General features: G+C 64.9%; 12 protein-coding genes. 7 read left to right on the top strand and 5 right to left on the bottom strand.

From position 1 onward, the window contains the following. Nucleotides 1–48: 48 nt before the first annotated feature. The 4 genes from C722_RS0104975 to thiI all read right to left on the bottom strand — a co-directional run bounded on the left by C722_RS0104975 (nt 49) and on the right by thiI (nt 6,391). Nucleotides 49–1,986 carry an autotransporter domain-containing SGNH/GDSL hydrolase family protein gene (locus C722_RS0104975; RefSeq protein ID WP_017639453.1) on the bottom strand — a complete coding sequence of 646 codons (1,938 nt, stop codon included), beginning with the start codon at nt 1,984–1,986 and terminating at the stop codon, nt 49–51. 436 nt (nt 1,987–2,422) lie between these two features. Further along, on the bottom strand, nt 2,423–2,815 hold the full coding sequence (locus tag C722_RS0104970) for a lysozyme inhibitor LprI family protein (RefSeq protein WP_017639452.1): 393 nt from the start codon (nt 2,813–2,815) through the stop codon (nt 2,423–2,425). A gap of 146 nt (nt 2,816–2,961) precedes the next feature. Beyond that, a complete protein-coding gene (gene typA, locus C722_RS0104965; RefSeq protein ID WP_017639451.1) occupies nt 2,962–4,779 on the bottom strand; it encodes a translational GTPase TypA in 1,818 nt (605 codons plus the stop codon). A gap of 157 nt (nt 4,780–4,936) precedes the next feature. Then, a complete protein-coding gene (gene thiI, locus C722_RS0104960) occupies nt 4,937–6,391 on the bottom strand; it encodes a tRNA uracil 4-sulfurtransferase ThiI (RefSeq protein WP_017639450.1) in 1,455 nt (484 codons plus the stop codon). Nucleotides 6,392–6,776: 385 nt separating this feature from the next. Here thiI and glnA point away from each other — a divergent pair, with 385 nt between their 5' ends. From glnA to ntrC, 5 genes are all read left to right on the top strand, one after another. Next, complete coding sequence (gene glnA, locus C722_RS0104955; RefSeq protein WP_017639449.1) at nt 6,777–8,183, top strand: glutamate--ammonia ligase; 1,407 nt, start codon at nt 6,777–6,779, stop codon at nt 8,181–8,183. Between the two features lie 174 nt (nt 8,184–8,357). After that, nucleotides 8,358–8,876, top strand: coding sequence for a DUF4124 domain-containing protein (locus C722_RS0104950; RefSeq protein ID WP_017639448.1), 519 nt, complete (start codon nt 8,358–8,360; stop codon nt 8,874–8,876). Further along, nucleotides 8,876–9,514, top strand: coding sequence for a DUF4124 domain-containing protein (locus tag C722_RS0104945; RefSeq protein WP_017639447.1), 639 nt, complete (start codon nt 8,876–8,878; stop codon nt 9,512–9,514). The genes C722_RS0104950 and C722_RS0104945 overlap by 1 nt, the downstream gene beginning before the upstream one ends. Nucleotides 9,515–9,685: 171 nt before the next feature. Then, nucleotides 9,686–10,750 (top strand): nitrogen regulation protein NR(II), encoded by a 1,065-nt coding sequence (gene glnL, locus C722_RS0104940; protein ID WP_017639446.1) that lies wholly within the window; start codon nt 9,686–9,688, stop codon nt 10,748–10,750. Between the two features lie 12 nt (nt 10,751–10,762). Beyond that, complete coding sequence (gene ntrC, locus C722_RS0104935) at nt 10,763–12,193, top strand: nitrogen regulation protein NR(I) (protein WP_017639445.1); 1,431 nt, start codon at nt 10,763–10,765, stop codon at nt 12,191–12,193. 1,236 nt (nt 12,194–13,429) lie between these two features. Here ntrC and C722_RS0104930 read toward each other — a convergent pair. After that, on the bottom strand, nt 13,430–13,987 hold the full coding sequence (locus C722_RS0104930) for a hypothetical protein (protein WP_017639444.1): 558 nt from the start codon (nt 13,985–13,987) through the stop codon (nt 13,430–13,432). Between the two features lie 72 nt (nt 13,988–14,059). Here C722_RS0104930 and C722_RS0104925 point away from each other — a divergent pair, with 72 nt between their 5' ends. Then, the gene (locus C722_RS0104925; protein ID WP_017639443.1) at nt 14,060–14,527 is read left to right on the top strand and encodes a tRNA (cytidine(34)-2'-O)-methyltransferase; all 468 of its coding nucleotides are present in this window, start codon (nt 14,060–14,062) and stop codon (nt 14,525–14,527) included. Between the two features lie 98 nt (nt 14,528–14,625). Further along, nucleotides 14,626–16,974 carry an FdhF/YdeP family oxidoreductase gene (locus tag C722_RS0104920; protein WP_017639442.1) on the top strand — a complete coding sequence of 783 codons (2,349 nt, stop codon included), beginning with the start codon at nt 14,626–14,628 and terminating at the stop codon, nt 16,972–16,974. The last annotated feature ends 316 nt before the right edge of the window (nt 16,975–17,290 follow it).

Genomic DNA, 17,290 nt, shown 5'->3' with positions numbered 1-17,290 from the left:
TAACGGGCGCTGACAAGGTCAGCGCCCGTTATCCAGGTCGAGCGACGCTTAGAAATCCAGCGACAGGCCCAGCCCCACGCCCTGCTGCTGGGTATCGCCCGCGCCGGCATAGCTGTAGCCGCCGCGCAGGGTCAGCTCCGGGGTAAGCCGCTGGACCACGCCCAGACTCAGGCGGGTGCGGTCGCAGTCGGGCTGGTAGCCGTCCAGGGTGTAGTCCAGACCCGGCACGCTGTTCAGGCGCATGGTCACATCGCGGGTACCGTCGGCGAATTCCCGCTCGCGACCCAGGTCGGCGAACAGCGCCGTAGCCGGTGCCAGTTGCCAGCGGCCCTGCAGGCCCAGCCCCAGCCGTCGCGAGGTGCTCGACTGGTCGTCGAACTCCAGCGCCGTGGCGTCGTTGCCGCGCTCCCGATAACCGTCCACCTGGACGCGGGCATAGTCGGCGCTGAGATAGGGACTCAGGTGCCAGGGGCTGCCAGCCGCCGCCAGGTCATAGCCCAGGCGCGCCGAGAGGGCACGCACATCACCATCGGTATCGCCCTGCTCGCTGCGCGTGGTCGAGCCGAGGGCGAAGCGCCGGCTCAGATCGTCATAGTCCAGGCGGCCACCGGTGGCGGTGAGATCGCCCCAGAGGCGCTCGCCCTGGTACTGGGCGAAGGCGCTGAGCAGGTAGCTGTTGAGGCGATAACTGGAATCGGCCGCGCCGGGTTCCAGGTGCTGCCGCGCGACCCCGGCGGCGACGCCGAGGCGCCACTCCTCGCTGAGTCGATAGCTGCCGCCCAGGTCCAGGCTGTAGCCGTTGCCATCGCCGCCGGCGGTGCTGCGCTGGTCGTCGACGTCCAGGCGTCGCGCGCTGGTATCCACATAGCCCTGCCAGCGCCCCACCGGCTGCCAAGCATGCCAGTCGCCCAGCCAGCGCTGGTGCAGGCCGTCCTGATGGGCTCTGAGGGTGGACTGGGCCATCTCCGGCAGCAGGGTGACCTCCCAGGGCGCCGCCAGCAGCGAATAGGCGTAGTCGGCGATCAGTCGTTGACCGGTGATGGTCGGGTGGACGCGATCATTGAACAGCAGCTGGCTGGGATCGGCCGCCGCCGCGCCCAGGCCGTAGGTAGCGTTGCGGGTGCAGTTGTCGCCACTGAAGCAGGTGCCGGTGAGATTCTGCCCGCTGGCCAGGCCATAGCGCCCCGGCTCGGCCACCACCTCGGCGAGCAGCTGAGGCACGTTGAGGCCGATGATCTCGGCGTCGATGCCGGCCAGGCGCGCCACCAGGGCCTGGTTGTAGACCCGACTCAGGGCCGAGCTGGCCGCCTGTTGCGGCGAACCGGCCAGGGCCGGGGTCTGGCCGATGTCCGGCAGCAGCCAGACCACCATATAGCGCGCGCCGGCCTGCTGCAGGGCAGCGACACCGTCGCCCAGGCGATTGGCCGCGGCTGCCGCGGTGGCCGGCGAGGTGACCAGTCCTTGGAGGAAGTCGTTACCCCCGCCGCTGATGTAGAACAGGGTATTGGGATCCAGACTCAGGCCCTGGCTGGCAAGTCCCGGCAGGTAGCCGTCGCGGCTGCGCAGGGTCAGCCCACCTACCGCCACCACCGAGCCATTGCGGGCGGTGATGGAGTCGCGGATCTGCGCCGTGGTGTAGCCGCCCGTGGCCCAGTTGTCGCCATCGCTCAGGCCGATCCGCTGATTGATCAGCGAGGTCGAGGCGTCCAGGGTCCGGACGTCGAAGCCCAGTTGCTGGCCGAGCAGGATCGAGGACACCGGTCCGGTCACCGCGCCGCTCGCCGGGCTGTAGCCGGGGCCGACACGATTGGTGAATCTGAGGCTGGCGCCGTTGACCCCGGTGTCGGGAAATTGCCCGGCATCGAGCAGGCTGTCGCCGAACACGGTGAAGCCGCTGTAGGGATTGGGAGCCGCCTGGGCGGTTGCCGCGAGCGCCGTCGCCAGGGCGATGGCCAGCGGCAGGCGTTGCCTGAGGAAAGATGTCATGCCTGCATCCTTGGTTGTTGTTATCGGAGCACGCGTCAGGGCGTGTCGCCTCACGCTAGACGGTTTTCATGACGTTGTATCCGGGTGTAAACAAAAACCTGGAAGACATTTGTTCGGCTTGAACGGCAGGCCCGATGGCTGTCGGCAATTCGACCGGAGCGGCCTGCCATGACTGTCGAGTCCGCCGATCAGTCCGTGGCGGCCCTCATCGGGACAATGACGCCGAGCGCCCGCTCGGATAGTCCCCTCTCCCTCGGGGAGAGGGTTAGGGTGAGGGCCCCCTGGCAGCGAGCCCCCAGTGGAAAAGGCTGCGCCGTTTTCCACGCTACGGTTTTCTCCGAAGCGATGAAGCCGAGCGCCCGCTCGGATAGCCCCCTCTCCCCGGGGGAGAGGGTTGGGGTGAGGGAATGGCGCGATGCCTATCCCGCCAGCGACCTCACTGCCCCAGCTTGCCCGCCTCGCAACCGGTGCTGGCGCATTCGCGCAGGCGTTCCTTGAGCACCTCCAGGCGGCTTTCGGTCAGGCTGACGGCGCAGTCCAGATTGACGAAGTAGCCATCGGCTTCCTCGCGGGCGCACTGGCTGTCACGCTGCTTGATCCAGGCCAGCTGGCGCTGCTTGAGCACGGCCTGCTGATCGGCCGGCAGCTGCTTGCGCAGTTCGCCATAGGTCTGGTTCAGCGACTTGTCGCTCTGGGCGAACAGGTTGCTGGCGCAGTAGACGGTATCGAAGGCGTTGCGCGGCGTGCCGCAACCGGCGGCCTGGGCCGTGGCGAGACCGAAGAGACCGGTCAAGGTCAGGGCGGCGGCGGCGAGGGTGTTCTTGAGCATGGCAGCATCCTGCAGAAAGGGCCGTTCCGGGTGGCGCGACCGTGAGACAAACGCTAGCAGAGCCGCCAGCTCCGTGCGCCGCGCTCGCTGGAAAACAGCCAACAAAAAAGCGCCCGAAGGCGCTTTCCTGTACTACCCGGGCGGGATCAGACCTTGGAACGCTCGAAGCGCTTGCGGTCGTTCTCGTTCAGGTACTTCTTGCGCAGACGGATGGACTTGGGCGTCACTTCCACCAGCTCATCGTCGGCGATGAATTCCAGCGCCTGCTCGAGGGTGAACTTGATCGGCGGCACCAGGGCGATGACTTCGTCCTTGCCCGAGGCGCGCATGTTGTCCAGCTTCTTGCCCTTGGTGGGGTTGAGCACCAGGTCGTTGTCACGGCTGTTGATGCCGCACAGCTGGCCTTCGTAGATCTCGTCGCCCGGGGCCAGGAACAGCTTGCCGCGGCTCTGCAGGGTTTCCAGCGAGTAGGTCAGCGCAGTACCGGTGGCCATGGACACCAGCACGCCGTTCTGACGGTTGCTCACTTCGCCGGCCTTGATCGGGCCGTAGTGGCTGAAGGTCGAGGTCAGGATACCGCTGCCCGAGGTCAGGGTCAGGAAGTTGTTACGGAAGCCGATCAGGCCACGCGCCGGGATGGTGTATTCCAGGCGGATACGGCCCTTGCCGTCGGGGATCATGTTGGTCAGATCGCCCTTACGCAGACCCATCTGCTCCATCACCGAGCCCTGGTGCTGCTCTTCGATGTCGATGGTGACGTTCTCGTAGGGCTCCTGCTTCTCGCCATCCTTCTCGATGATCACCACTTCCGGACGGCCCACGGCCATCTCGAAGCCTTCGCGGCGCATGTTCTCGATCAGTACCGACAGGTGCAGCTCGCCACGCCCGGAAACCTTGAACTTCTCGGCGGACTCGCCCGGCTCGACGCGCAGGGCCACGTTGTGCAGCAGTTCCTTCTCCAGACGGTCCTTGATGTTGCGGCTGGTGACGAACTTGCCTTCACGACCGGCGAACGGCGAGTCGTTGACCTGGAAGGTCATGCTCACGGTGGGCTGGTCGACGGTCAGCGGCGGGCGCGCTTCGACGTTCTGCGGATCGCACAGGGTGTCGGAGATGAACAGCTCGTCCATGCCCGAGACGCAGACGATGTCGCCGGCTTCGGCTTCGGCCACTTCCACGCGCTGCAGGCCGGAGTGGCCCATGATCTTGAGGATACGACCGTTGCGTTTGCTGCCGTCGTCACTGATGGCGACGACCGGGGTGTTGGCCTTGATGCGGCCACGGGCGATGCGGCCGATACCGATCACGCCGAGGAAGCTGTTGTAGTCCAGCTGGGAGATCTGCATCTGGAACGGGCCGTCCAGATCGACCTGGGGAGCCGGGACGTGGTCGACGATGGCCTGGAACAGGGCATCCATGTTGTCGTCCATCTTCTCGTGGTCCAGACCGGCGATGCCGTTCAGGGCGCTGGCGTAGACGATGGGGAAGTCCAGCTGCTCATCGGTGGCACCGAGGTTGTCGAACAGGTCGAAGATCTGGTCGATGACCCAGTCCGGACGCGCGCCGGGACGGTCGATCTTGTTGACCACCACGATCGGACGCAGACCGGCCTTGAAGGCCTTCTGGGTCACGAAGCGGGTCTGCGGCATGGGGCCGTCCTGGGCGTCGACCACCAGCAGCACGGAGTCGACCATGGACATCACGCGCTCCACCTCGCCACCGAAGTCGGCGTGGCCGGGGGTGTCGACGATGTTGATGTTGTAGTCGCCCCACTTCAGCGCGGTGTTCTTGGCCAGGATGGTGATGCCACGTTCCTTTTCCTGGTCGTTGCTGTCCATCACCCGCTCGTTTTCCGCTTCTTTGCGGTCCAGGGTGCCGGACAGGCGCAGCAGCTTGTCGACGAGGGTGGTCTTGCCATGGTCGACGTGCGCGATGATGGCGATGTTGCGTAGATTCTCGATCACAGTGGTGTTCTCGGTATAGAAATGAAGGAGCTTCAGCCAGCAGGCTGACAGCCGGAGATTGCAAAGGCGCGAAACGCGGCCGACCGGTATGTGGCCGGCGGGCTAGAAGAGGTCGGGAGGGCGGTGGCGGATACTGCCACCCAGCAGGCCCGGCTGCTTAGGCCGGACGATAAACGCGCACATTGGCGTGCCCTTCGGTGAGCAGGTGATGGGCGTGCAGCCGGCTCATCACCCCGCGGTCGCAATAGAGAAGGTACTGACGATTCTCGTCCAGTTCCTTGAAACGGCTGTTCAGCGCGAAGAACGGCATGGCCTGCACCTCGATGCCGGGCAGTTCCAGCGGCTGGTCTTCCTGGGCGTCGGGATGGCGGATGTCCACCACGATCTGCCCGGGCAGCGGCTGGTCCACCTCTTCCACCTGCACGTCCTTGCCCAGCTCCTCGATCACCTTGTCGACGGTGATGAAGCGTGCGCGTTCCAGGGCGGCGTCGAGCACCGCCATGTCGAACTTGCCTTCCTCATGCTCCACCCGCAGGGCCTTGGCCTTGGTGGTGGGATTCACCGAGATGATGCCGCAGTACTCGGGCATGTGCTTGGCGAAGTCGGCGGTGCCGATGCGCTGGGCGGTGTCGATGATGTCCTGCTTGTGGCTGGCCAGCAGCGGGCGCAGCACCAGGGTATCGGTGGCCTTGTCGATCACCGCCAGATTGGTCAGGGTCTGGCTGGAAACCTGGGAGACGGCTTCGCCGGTCACCAGCGCCTCGATCTGCAGCTGCTCGGCGATGCGACTGGCCGCGCGCAGCATCATGCGCTTGAGGATGACGCCCATGTGGCTGTCGTCGCACTGGGTGAGGATCTGCCCCACCACTTCCTCGAAGGGCACGCTGATGAACAGCACGCGCTGGGAGCGCCCGTACTTCTCCCAGAGATAGTGGGCCACTTCCATCACGCCCAGTTCGTGGGCCCGCCCGCCGAGATTGAAGAAGCAGAAATGGCTGACCATCCCGCGTCTCATCATCTGGTAGGCGGCCACGGTGGAGTCGAAGCCACCGGACATCAGCACCAGCACCTGCTCCAGGGCGCCCAGCGGATAACCGCCCAGGCCTTCGTGGTGCTCGTCGATGATGAACAGCTGCTGGTCGCGGATCTCCAGGCGGACGTTCACCTCGGGATTCTTCAGGGCGATGCCGGCGCCGCCGCAGCGTTCGCGCAGGCCGCCGCCGACATGGCGCTCCACGTCCATCGAGGAGAAGTCATGGCGGCCGGCGCGCTTGCAGCGCACCGAGAACACCTTGCCGCGCACCCGCTCGCCGAAGTGGCGCACGCAGAGTTCCAGGATGGTCTCGAAGTCACCCAGCGGATACTCGTGCACCTCGAGGAACTGGCCGATGCCCGGGGTGCAGGCCAGGCGCTGCTTCATGTCCGCCAGCAGCCGCGGCTCGCTTAGCGCGGTCTCCAGGGTGATGTTGTCCCAGACCCCTTCCACGCGGACATCCGGATCCAGATCGCGCAGCACGACACGAATGTTCTTCACCAGCTGGCGAATGAAATTCTTGCGCACCGGGCGACTCTTGATGGTGATTTCCGGAAAGACCTTGATGATGAGCTTCATGAGCGGGAAACGGGGGGCGGGTAACGCGAAAGAAAAGGGCCAATATCATACCTGAAAACCATCACGCACTCGAATCCAGCCGACAAAATCACTTGAGGCGCCATTTAGGTGCAGTTATGAATTATGAAGCACCAAATTGGTGCGCCGATGCGTCACTGATTGGCCTGAAAACGGCACGACAGGCGTCAGGAAGGGCCTCCAGCCCATTTGAGGGCACTGGCATACAACTTGCTCTCTTGTGAGGCAGCCGCCCCTGGGCCAGCATAGGGCGCTTTTCGTGGAACGCCGGTCGTGGACCAGGCAGTACGGAAGCGCCCCTCAAGGGCACAGCTGATACCGGGAGTACCGCCAACCGCTCCCGGCCGAAATTCCTCTGGAGGAAACCATGTCGAAGGCTGTTCAACTGATCAAAGAAAACGACGTGAAGTGGGTAGACCTGCGCTTCACCGACACCAAAGGCAAGCAGCAACACGTCACCATGCCGGCGCGTGACGCGCTGGACGAAGACTTCTTCGCCCACGGCAAGATGTTCGACGGCTCCTCCATCGCCGGCTGGAAAGGCATCGAAGCCTCCGACATGATCCTGCTGCCCGACGACAGCACCGCCGTTCTGGATCCCTTCACCGAAGAGCCGACCCTGATCCTGGTCTGCGACATCATCGAACCCTCCACCATGCAGCCCTACGAGCGCGACCCCCGCGGTATCGCCCGTGCTGCCGAGGAATACCTGAAGTCCACCGGTATCGGCGACACCGTGTTCGTCGGCCCGGAGCCCGAGTTCTTCATCTTCGACGAAGTGAAGTTCAAGTCGGACATCTCCGGCTCCATGTTCAAGATCTTCTCCGAGCAGGCCTCCTGGAACACCGATGCCGACTTCGAGTCCGGCAACAAGGGCCACCGTCCGGGCGTCAAGGGCGGCTACTTCCCGGTACCGCCGGTCGATCACGACCACGAAATCCGTACCGCCATGTGCAACGCCCTGGAAGAGATGGGCCTGGTCGTGGAAGTCCACCACCACGAAGTGGCGACCGCTGGCCAGAACGAGATCGGTGTACAGTTCAACACCCTGGTCAAGAAGGCCGACGAGACCCAGACCCTGAAGTACGTCGTGCACAACGTGGCCGATGCCTACGGCAAGACCGCCACCTTCATGCCCAAGCCCCTGTACGGCGACAACGGCTCCGGCATGCACGTGCACATGTCCATCTCCAAGGATGGCAAGAACACCTTCGCTGGCGAAGGCTATGCCGGCCTGTCCGATACCGCCCTGTACTTCATCGGCGGCATCATCAAGCACGGCAAGGCACTGAACGGCTTCACCAACCCGTCCACCAACAGCTACAAGCGTCTGGTGCCCGGCTTCGAAGCCCCGGTCATGCTGGCCTACTCGGCCCGTAACCGCTCCGCCTCCATCCGTATCCCCTATGTGTCGAGCCCGAAAGCCCGCCGCATCGAAGCCCGCTTCCCGGATCCGGCTGCCAACCCCTACCTGTGCTTCGCCGCCCTGCTGATGGCCGGCCTGGACGGTATCCAGAACAAGATCCACCCCGGCGATGCCGCCGACAAGAACCTGTACGATCTGCCGCCGGAAGAAGGCAAGAAGATCCCCCAGGTCTGCGGCAGCCTGAAGGAAGCCCTGGAAGCCCTGGACGCCGGTCGTGCGTTCCTGACCAAGGGCGGCGTCTTCACCGACGAGTTCATCGATGCCTACATCGAGCTGAAGTCCGAGGAAGAGATCAAGGTGCGTACCTTCGTGCACCCGCTGGAATACGATCTGTACTACAGCGTCTGATCCCGCTGCAGTAACTGAAAGAGGCCTCCTTCGGGAGGCCTTTTCTTTGCGCGGGTTTTCTTTGCGTAGGAATAGCCGCCGCGACCGACGCCAGCGCGGAGCGGCCGAGCTGCCTACCTGACCACACGACGCGCCTGCTACCCTTGATCTCCATCGCCCGGCCGAGATTCCGCCATGCCTCGCCTGCTTGCCTGCTGTCTGCTCTGCCTCGCCTGCTCCGCCCAGGCCGCGATCTACAAGTCGGTGGATGCCGAAGGCAACACGGTATTCAGCGATCAGCCCTCGGCCAATGCCAAGCCGGTGCAGGTGGCGCCCACCAACACCGTGGACAATCCACGACCGGCGCCGCCCATCCCCAGTGCGCCTGCGGCGGCGACCCCTGCCGGCCCGGCCTTCAGCCGTCTGGAAGTCAATGTGCCCGACGACGAGGCCATCCGCGCCAACAACGGCACCTTCTCTGTGGGGGTCTCCGTGGAACCGGCCCTGGGCCCGGGGCAGTCGCTGCAACTGCTGGTGGACGGCGCGCCCTATGGCAGCCCAGGTCAGAGCACCCGTTTCGGCGTGGCCAACCTGGAGCGCGGTGAGCACCGCTTCGCCGCCCAGGTGCTGTCCGGCACTGGCGAGGTGATCCAGACCAGTGCCGAGAAGACCGTGACCGTGCAGCGCATCAGCGTCAACAGCCCGGCTCGCTGATGCGCACGCTCCTGGCACTGGTTCTGCTCTGCCTGCTGCTGCCCGCCCAGGCGGCGGTCTACAGCTATGTCGACAAGGACGGCAATCGGGTCTACACCGACCAGCCACCCAAGGGCGTCAAGGCGACCCAGGTGCCGATCACGGTGCCCAACAACCTCAATCAGCAGGGCCAGCCGACCCGCAAGCTGAGTCCGACACCGGCCGCACCGGCGGCCAGGACGCCCAAGGCCGCGCCCTTCCGCTACCAGATGCTGCGCATCCTGGTACCCGAGCCCGATGCTACGGTGATCGATCAGCAAGGGCAGCTCATCGTCAGCCTGGTCAGCGAACCGGAGCTGCAGCCGGGTCACAGCTACCGGCTGCTGCTGGATGACAAGGAAGCCGGCGTCGGTCGCAGTCCAGTGTTTCCCCTGGACAACCTGAATCGTGGCACCCATAGCCTGGTGGCGGAGATCCTCGCCGCCGACGGCAACGTACTGGAGCGTACCCCGGCCCAGCCCTTCCATCTGCGCCGCCCCTCGCTGGAGCAGAAGCGCCGTGCCCATCCCTGCAGTGACAAGGACTGGGGCAAGCGGCCGGAATGCCCATTGGACATGAAACCGCCCGAACCCAGGAAATCCTGGCTACCCTTCCTCTAGCGCACCTATTTGGTGCGCTTTTTCATTGTGCACCATCTTGATACAAATCCAGTTTCGTTCCGCCCGTCGCGCGGCGGCTGTTAGTGCACGTTTCAGCCATCTGCCCTAACTCGGGGCGTCTTGGTTTGCTTCTTGCATTTTCCTATCGTCCCTATAGCGCTGTGGCCTCTCATGCCTACCGACGTCATTCACCGACTCCTGCTCGACAACCTCACCACCGCAGTCATTCTGCTCGATGCGGAGTTGCGCCTGGAGTACATGAACCCGGCGGCCGAGATGCTCCTGGCCATCAGTGGCCAGCGCAGCCATGGCCAGTTCATCAGCGAGCTGTTCACCGAATCGCCCGAGGCCCTGCAGGCGCTGCGGCAGGCGGTCGATCATGCCCATCCCTTCACCAAGCGCGAGGCGCTGCTGATCTCCACCTCGGGCAACAGCCTCACGGTGGACTATGCGGTGACCCCGATCCTGGATCGCCACAACACCCTGCTGCTGCTGGAAGTCCATCCGCGCGACCGGCTGCTGCGCATCACCAAGGAAGAGGCGCAGCTCTCCAAGCAGGAGACCACCAAGCTGCTGGTGCGCGGCCTGGCCCACGAGATCAAGAATCCTCTCGGTGGCATCCGCGGCGCGGCCCAGCTGCTGGCCCGCGAGCTGCCGGAAGAGGCGCTCAAGGACTACACCAACGTCATCATCGAGGAAGCGGATCGGCTGCGGAATCTGGTCGACCGCATGCTCGGCTCCAACAAGCTGCCCAAGCTGGCCGTCACCAATGTGCACGAGGTTCTCGAACGGGTCTGCAGCCTGGTGGAAGCGGAAAGCCAGGGACTGATCAACCTGGTGCGCGACTACGATCCGAGCATTCCCGATCTGATGATTGACCGCGAGCAGATGATCCAGGCGGTGCTTAACATCGTGCGCAACGCCATGCAGGCCATCTCCCAGCAGAACGAATTGCGCCTGGGCCGGGTCACCCTGAGAACCCGCACCCTGCGCCAGTTCACCATCGGCCACCACCGCCATCGTCTGGTGTGCAAGGTGGAGATCACCGACAACGGCCCGGGCATCCCCCCGGACCTGCAGGAAACCATCTTCTATCCCATGGTCAGCGGTCGCCCCGACGGCACCGGCCTCGGGCTCGCCATCACCCAGAACATCATCACCCAGCACCAGGGGCTGATCGAGTGTGAAAGCCATCCTGGCCACACCGCCTTCAGCATCTTCCTGCCGCTGGAATAACGAGGAGTACGCATGAGCCGTCAGGAGACCGTCTGGATCGTCGACGACGACCGTTCCATCCGCTGGGTCCTGGAAAAAGCCCTGCAACAGGAAGGCATGACCACCGTCGCCTTCGACAGCGCCGACAGCGTCATGACCCGCCTCGGTCGCCAGCAACCGGACGTGGTGATCTCGGACATCCGCATGCCGGGGACCAGTGGCCTGGACCTGCTGTCACGCATCCGCGAGATGCACCCGCGCCTGCCGGTCATCATCATGACCGCCCATTCCGACCTGGACAGCGCCGTGGCCTCCTACCAGGGCGGCGCCTTCGAGTACCTGCCCAAGCCCTTCGATGTCGACGAGGCCGTGGCCCTGGTCAAGCGCGCCGGGCAGCATGCCCAGGAGCAGCAGGGTTTCGCCGAGCCGGCGCACCTGACCCGCACCCCCGAGATCATCGGCGAGGCGCCGGCGATGCAGGAGGTGTTCCGCGCCATCGGCCGCCTCTCGCACTCCAACATCACGGTGCTGATCAACGGCGAATCCGGCACCGGCAAGGAGCTGGTCGCCCACGCCCTGCACCGCCACAGCCCGCGCGCCGCCGCGCCCTTCATCGCCCTGAACATGGCCGCCATCCCCAAGGACCTGATGGAGTCCGAGCTGTTCGGCCACGAGAAAGGCGCCTTCACCGGCGCCGCCGCCCAGCGCCGCGGCCGCTTCGAGCAGGCCGATGGCGGCACCCTGTTCCTCGACGAGATCGGCGACATGCCGGCCGACACCCAGACCCGCCTGCTGCGCGTGCTGGCCGATGGCGAGTTCTATCGCGTCGGTGGCCATACCCCGGTCAAGGTGGACGTGCGCATCATCGCCGCCACCCACCAGAACCTTGAAGGCCTGGTGCGCGAGGGCAAGTTCCGCGAAGACCTCTTCCACCGCCTCAATGTCATCCGCATCCACATTCCACGCCTGGCCGACCGCCGCGAGGACATCCCCGCCCTCGCCCGCCACTTCCTCGCCCGCGCCGCCCAGGAGCTGGCCGTGGAGCCCAAGACCCTGCGCAGCGAGACCGAGGAGTACATGAAAGGCCTGCCCTGGCAGGGCAACGTGCGCCAGCTGGAGAACACCTGCCGCTGGATCACGGTAATGGCCTCCAGCCGCGAGGTGCTGATCGACGACCTGCCGCCGGAGCTGCTCAACCAGCCCCAGGACGCCGCCCCCGCCGCGAACTGGGAACAGGCGCTGCGCCAATGGGCCGACCAGGCCCTTACCCGCGGCCAGTCCAGCCTGCTGGACAACGCCGTGCCGGCCTTCGAGCGCATCATGATCGAGACCGCCCTCAAGCACACCGCCGGCCGGCGCCGCGACGCCGCCGTCCTGCTCGGCTGGGGCCGCAACACCCTGACCCGCAAGATCAAGGAGCTGGGCATGAAGGTGGACGGGCCGGATGAAGAGGGGGAGGACTGAGGGTTCTCTACGGTGCCGTAGGTTGGGCTGAGCGTAAGCGAAGCCCAACGCTTTGGACTATTGGTGCCCTAGCCGGTTACCGAGTTTTGCCGGTACTTCTTGTTTCGCTCTCCCGAGCGACTCACTTTTGCCAGTCGCGGCTGCGCGCCCCGGACAAAAGTAAGCAAAAACGCTTGCCCCGACCATCCGGCCTTCCGCTTCGCTCCAGGTCCGCTCACACCAGCGCCGTTCCGGGGTCGGTCCAGATGGGCCGTCCATGGCCCACTGGACCTCTCGCCGCATCCATGCGGCTCGACCCACTCCACGGCACTGGCGTTCGCCCTCCTGAACGGGGCGATTCGCTAGCCTGAAAGTGTTGGTTGAATAGCCACAAAAACCCGTAGCCCGTAGCCCGTAGCCCGTAGCCCATAGCCCATAGCCCATAGCCCGTAGCGTGGACAACGGCGAAGCCTTGTCCACAGGGATCGGCGTTACGCGCCAGTGGAAAACGCTGCGCGGTTTTCCATGCTACGAATCCTATGAACAGCGGAGTCTCAGGCCTGCGCCCCGCCCCGTCAGTGAGGCCGAGTGCAGGTGTCGTGGAGGGGGATGTGAGGCAGGACGCCGAGCAAGGCGCGAGGGGCAGGAAGCCCCTTCGTGCCGTGCCCCTGGAGCGGCGCCGGAGCGAGGGGACCCGGAGCGCAGCGAAGGGCCGAAGCGTGGGGTGTGCTTTCTTTTGCTTACTTTTCTTTGCACAGGCAAAGAAAAGTAAGTCGCCGGCTAGGCGAAACCAGAGCCGTCCGCAACCGCGATAAGTAGCTAGAGCAGCTAGGGCAGCTAGGGCAGCTAGGGCAGCTAGGGCAGCTAGGGCAGCTAGGGCAGCTAGGGCAGCAATAAGACTAGGCACCGCTAATAACGTTGGGCTTCACTAGCGCTCAACCCAACCTACGACGCTCCCAAAAACCACCCAACTCAAAACTTGGCACACCTTCTGCAATATCCTAGGTAACTACCCTTTTGGGGACCTCGGTACAGGCAGGCTGGGGAATCCCCTCTTTTCTTCTCGAGGCCATCACTCACTGTGATGGCCTCTTTTTTCGTCCGTGAAAAGTCGCAAACCCCAAGCTAGAGCGCTTTTCACCCCACGGCCAAGCCCATGGGATTGGCAATGGCAGCCGAAGCACCAAGGCAACCCGGCACCCCACCCCGTTCCGCTCTGGTGCAAACAGCCAGCCTCTTGCCTGATAACGGGGCATTTCAGGGTGTCAGCGGGACCTCGATGTGCAGCACCCAGTCCTCGCCTTCCTCGACGATACGATCGCTGGCCTGCAGGGCGCCGCCGACGCCTACCAGCAAAATCTTCAAGTCCTGTCCGTCCTGGCGTACCGCCCAGGAAAAGCTGCCGCCCGGTCGTACCACCCGTCCCTGGCGTTCGCCACCGTCCCAGCGGGCCCGAGGCAGACGCAGGCTGAGGGCGCCTTCGGGGCGATAGCGTTCGTAGAACAGCGAGCGATCGGCGGTGATGAGCAATTCGAAGCGGCCGGCTTCCTGGCGACTGTCCACTCCCAGGATGACCGGGCGGCGGGCCTCGGACGACCAGGGATCGGGATGGGTGCGCTGGTACACCAGCTGGCCGATGATCATGCCGAACAGGCCGGCACCCAGGGCCGCCGAGGCCAGCCAGAGGGCCAGGCGCTGGCGCTGGCCGCGCCATTCGGCCTTGAGCAGCTCGGGATCCTCCACCCGCGCCAGTTCGTCCCGGCGGGCGCGCTGTTCGCGCAACAGCCAGTCGAACAGCCGGCGCCAGAGGCTCATCGCCCTGCCCCGCTCGCGACGCCGCGTCGGCGGCGCAGTACCATAGGCGCTTTGCCAGGCGCCCTGCCCTTCATGTTCGACATCATCCTCTACCAACCGGAAATTCCGCCCAATACCGGCAACGTCATTCGCCTGTGCGCCATCACCGGCTGCCGCCTGCATCTGATCGAGCCGCTGGGCTTCGCGCTGGACGACAAGAAATTGCGCCGCGCCGGCTTGGACTACCACGAGTGGTCCAGCGTGCGGACCCATGCCAGCCTCGCGGCCTGTATAGCAGATTTGCAGCCACCCCGACTGCTGGCCTTCACCACCAAGGCCAGCCGTCCCTTCACCGAGATCGCCTACGCGCCGGGCGATGCCCTGCTGTTCGGCCCGGAAAGTCGCGGTCTGCCGGCTGAGGTGCTGGAGTCCCTGCCACCCGAACAGCGGCTGCGCCTGCCCATGCTGCCCAATCGCCGCAGCCTCAATCTGTCCAACACCGTGGCCGTGGCCGTCTACGAAGGCTGGCGTCAGCTGGGCTTCGCCGCACCGCCTGGCTGACCGCCAGAACCTTACTGCCAGACGCGCCGTCCCATGACCTACAGGCACATCGCCAGAGACCTACAGGCACATCGCCAGACCGTCACACGAGGCGCACCATGAGCAAGATCGGCAAACCCAAGGTTGAACGCTACGACGCGCCCTCCGGTGGTTGGGGCTCGGCGCGCTCGGTGACCGAGATCGTCTTGCGCGAGCGGGTGCCGCTCAAATCCGGTGCCCTGCTGACCCGGCAGAACAAGCATGGCGGCTTCGCCTGCGTGAGTTGCGCCTGGGCCAAGCCGGGCAAGCCTCACCCACTGGAATTCTGCGAGAACGGCGCCAAGGCCACCGCCTGGGAGGTCACCAGCAAGAGGTGCGGACCGGAGTTCTTTGCCGGTCATTCCCTCACCGAACTGCGCGGCTGGCGCGACTACGATCTGGAAGAAGTCGGACGCCTCACCCACCCCCTGCGCTACGACGCCGCCAGTGATCGCTATCGGCCGGTGAGCTGGGCTGAAGCCTTCGCCGACATCGGCGCCGAGCTCAAGGCACTGGATCCGGATTCGGTGATCTTCTACGCCTCGGGTCGCGCGGCGCTGGAGACCTCCTACCTCTATCAGCTCTATGCCCGCCTGTACGGCACCAACAATCTGCCGGACAGTTCCAACATGTGCCACGAGAGCACTTCGGTGGCTCTGCCCAAGAGCATCGGCGTGACCGTGGGCACCGTGACCCTCAACGATTTCGATCAGGCCGACTGCCTGCTGTTCTTTGGCCAGAATCCCGGCAGCAACAGCCCGCGGATGCTGCATGACCTGCAGGAAGCACGCAAACGCGGCGCGCCCATCATCACCTTCAACCCCCTGCGCGAGCGTGGCCTGGAGACCTTCGTCAATCCGCAGTCGCCAGTGGAGATGCTGACCGATCACCCCACGCAGATCAGCACCCAGTACCATCAGCTCAAGCCGGGTGGCGACATCGCCGCCCTCACCGGTATGTGCAAGGCGCTGCTGACCGCCGATGACCTGGCTCGCGAGCAGGGCCAGCCCGCCGTGCTCGACCATGCCTTCATCGCCGAGCACTGCCATGGTTTCGCCGAGTTCTGCGAGTGGCTGCAGCGTCAGGAATGGCCGCAACTGGAGCGCCAGTCGGGTCTGACCCGCAGCGCGCTGGAAGCGGCTGCCGCCGTCTATGGCCGTCGCCAGAAGGTCATCGGCATCTATGGCATGGGGCTGACCCAGCATCGCCATGGTGTGGAAACCATCCAGATGCTGACCAACCTGCTGCTCATGCGCGGCAACATCGGCAAACCCGGTGCCGGCATCTGCCCGGTGCGCGGCCATTCCAATGTCCAGGGTCAGCGCACCGTGGGCATCACCGAGAAACCGGAACTGGCGCCGCTGGAGCAGCTCGGCGAGCGCTTCGGCTTCACCCCGCCGCAGGACAAGGGCCGCAACACCGTGGAGGCCTGCGAAGGCATCCTCGATGGTTCGGTAAAGGCCTTCATCGGCCTGGGTGGCAACTTCCTGCGCGCCATTCCCGAGACCAGTCTGATGGAACCGGCCTGGCGCACCCTGCGCCTGTCGGTACAGATCGCCACCAAGCTCAATCGCAATCACCTCGTCCCGGCGGACAAGGCCTATCTGCTGCCCTGCCTGGGTCGTACCGAAATCGATCGCCAGAATGGCGTGGAGCAGGCTCACAGCACCGAGGACAGCACCGGCTGCATTCACGGCTGGCGCGGCGTGGCCGAGCCGCCTGAAGGTGACCTGCTGTCCGAGTCGGCCATCGTCGCTGGCCTGGCCAAGGCCACCCTGCCAGACAACCCCAAGGTCACCTGGGATGCCTGGGTGGCCGACTATGCGCTGATCCGCGACGAGATCGCCCTCTCCTTCCCGGAGATCTTCCACGACTTCAATGCCAGAATGTGGGAGGTGGGCGGCTTCCATCGACCGCTGCCGGCGGCCAAGCGCGAGTGGAAGACCGAGACTGGCAAGGCCAATCTCATCGTGCCGCGCAGCCTGGATGCAGATCCGGACATGCCTGCCAGCGGGCGTGACGTCCTCACCCTGATGACGTTGCGCAGCAACGACCAGTTCAACACCACCATTTATGGCTATCATGATCGTTTCCGCGGCGTGAAGGGCACCCGCGCGGTGCTCCTGATGAATCGCAACGACATCGAACGCCTGGGCCTGGCCGAGGGCGACAAGGTGCAGGTGTCGACGGTGGCCGACGACGGCGTGCGTCGTGAGGTAGGGCCGCTGCGGGTCACGCCCTACAACATCCCGGAAGGCGCCTGCGGTGGCTATTACCCGGAATGCAATGCCCTGATTCCGCTCTGGCACCACGCCGAAGGCAGCAAGGTACCGGCGGCCAAGGCCATTCCGGTGCGCCTGAACAAGCTGATCGCCGCCAACGACGGCGGCTTTCCGGTGGAGCCGGAGGGGTACGGGGCGCAGTACTGAAAGTGGATCAAACCAAGCGTAGAAAACGTTGAAGCCTGGTCCATACCACTGCCTTCCGGAAAACGAAAAGCCCAGCATTGAAGTGCTGGGCTTTTTTGCAACGCTCGATCCAATCTACGGGTAACCGAGCTGAGACAGCTTCACCGTCGAAGCCCAACGGCAAGGCTGACTGTTGGGCATCGCTGCGCTCAACCCAACCTACGAGCTGTCCGTGCTACGGACAAGGCTGCGACCGCCCGGAAGGTAAAAAGCCCAGCATTCACGTGCTGGGCTTTTCGTTGCGCTCAGGCTACGCGCTTTCGCAGCCCGATACTTC

Source organism: Pseudomonas sp. 313 (genome assembly GCF_000316965.1).
GTDB lineage: Bacteria > Pseudomonadota > Gammaproteobacteria > Pseudomonadales > Pseudomonadaceae > Chryseomonas > Chryseomonas benzopyrenica.
This window is presented reverse-complemented; position numbering and strand designations above follow the sequence as displayed.

Excerpts from the sequence above, each read along its gene's own strand:
- C722_RS0104975 (WP_017639453.1), bottom strand. The coding sequence starts at position 1,986 with ATGACATCTTTCCTCAGGCAACGCCTGCCGCTGGCCATCGCCCTGGCG.
- C722_RS0104970 (WP_017639452.1), bottom strand. The coding sequence starts at position 2,815 with ATGCTCAAGAACACCCTCGCCGCCGCCGCCCTGACCTTGACCGGTCTC.
- thiI (WP_017639450.1), bottom strand. The coding sequence starts at position 6,391 with ATGAAGCTCATCATCAAGGTCTTTCCGGAAATCACCATCAAGAGTCGC.
- glnA (WP_017639449.1), top strand. The coding sequence starts at position 6,777 with ATGTCGAAGGCTGTTCAACTGATCAAAGAAAACGACGTGAAGTGGGTA.
- C722_RS0104950 (WP_017639448.1), top strand. The coding sequence starts at position 8,358 with ATGCCTCGCCTGCTTGCCTGCTGTCTGCTCTGCCTCGCCTGCTCCGCC.
- C722_RS0104945 (WP_017639447.1), top strand. The coding sequence starts at position 8,876 with ATGCGCACGCTCCTGGCACTGGTTCTGCTCTGCCTGCTGCTGCCCGCC.
- glnL (WP_017639446.1), top strand. The coding sequence starts at position 9,686 with ATGCCTACCGACGTCATTCACCGACTCCTGCTCGACAACCTCACCACC.
- ntrC (WP_017639445.1), top strand. The coding sequence starts at position 10,763 with ATGAGCCGTCAGGAGACCGTCTGGATCGTCGACGACGACCGTTCCATC.
- C722_RS0104930 (WP_017639444.1), bottom strand. The coding sequence starts at position 13,987 with ATGAGCCTCTGGCGCCGGCTGTTCGACTGGCTGTTGCGCGAACAGCGC.
- C722_RS0104925 (WP_017639443.1), top strand. The coding sequence starts at position 14,060 with ATGTTCGACATCATCCTCTACCAACCGGAAATTCCGCCCAATACCGGC.
- C722_RS0104920 (WP_017639442.1), top strand. The coding sequence starts at position 14,626 with ATGAGCAAGATCGGCAAACCCAAGGTTGAACGCTACGACGCGCCCTCC.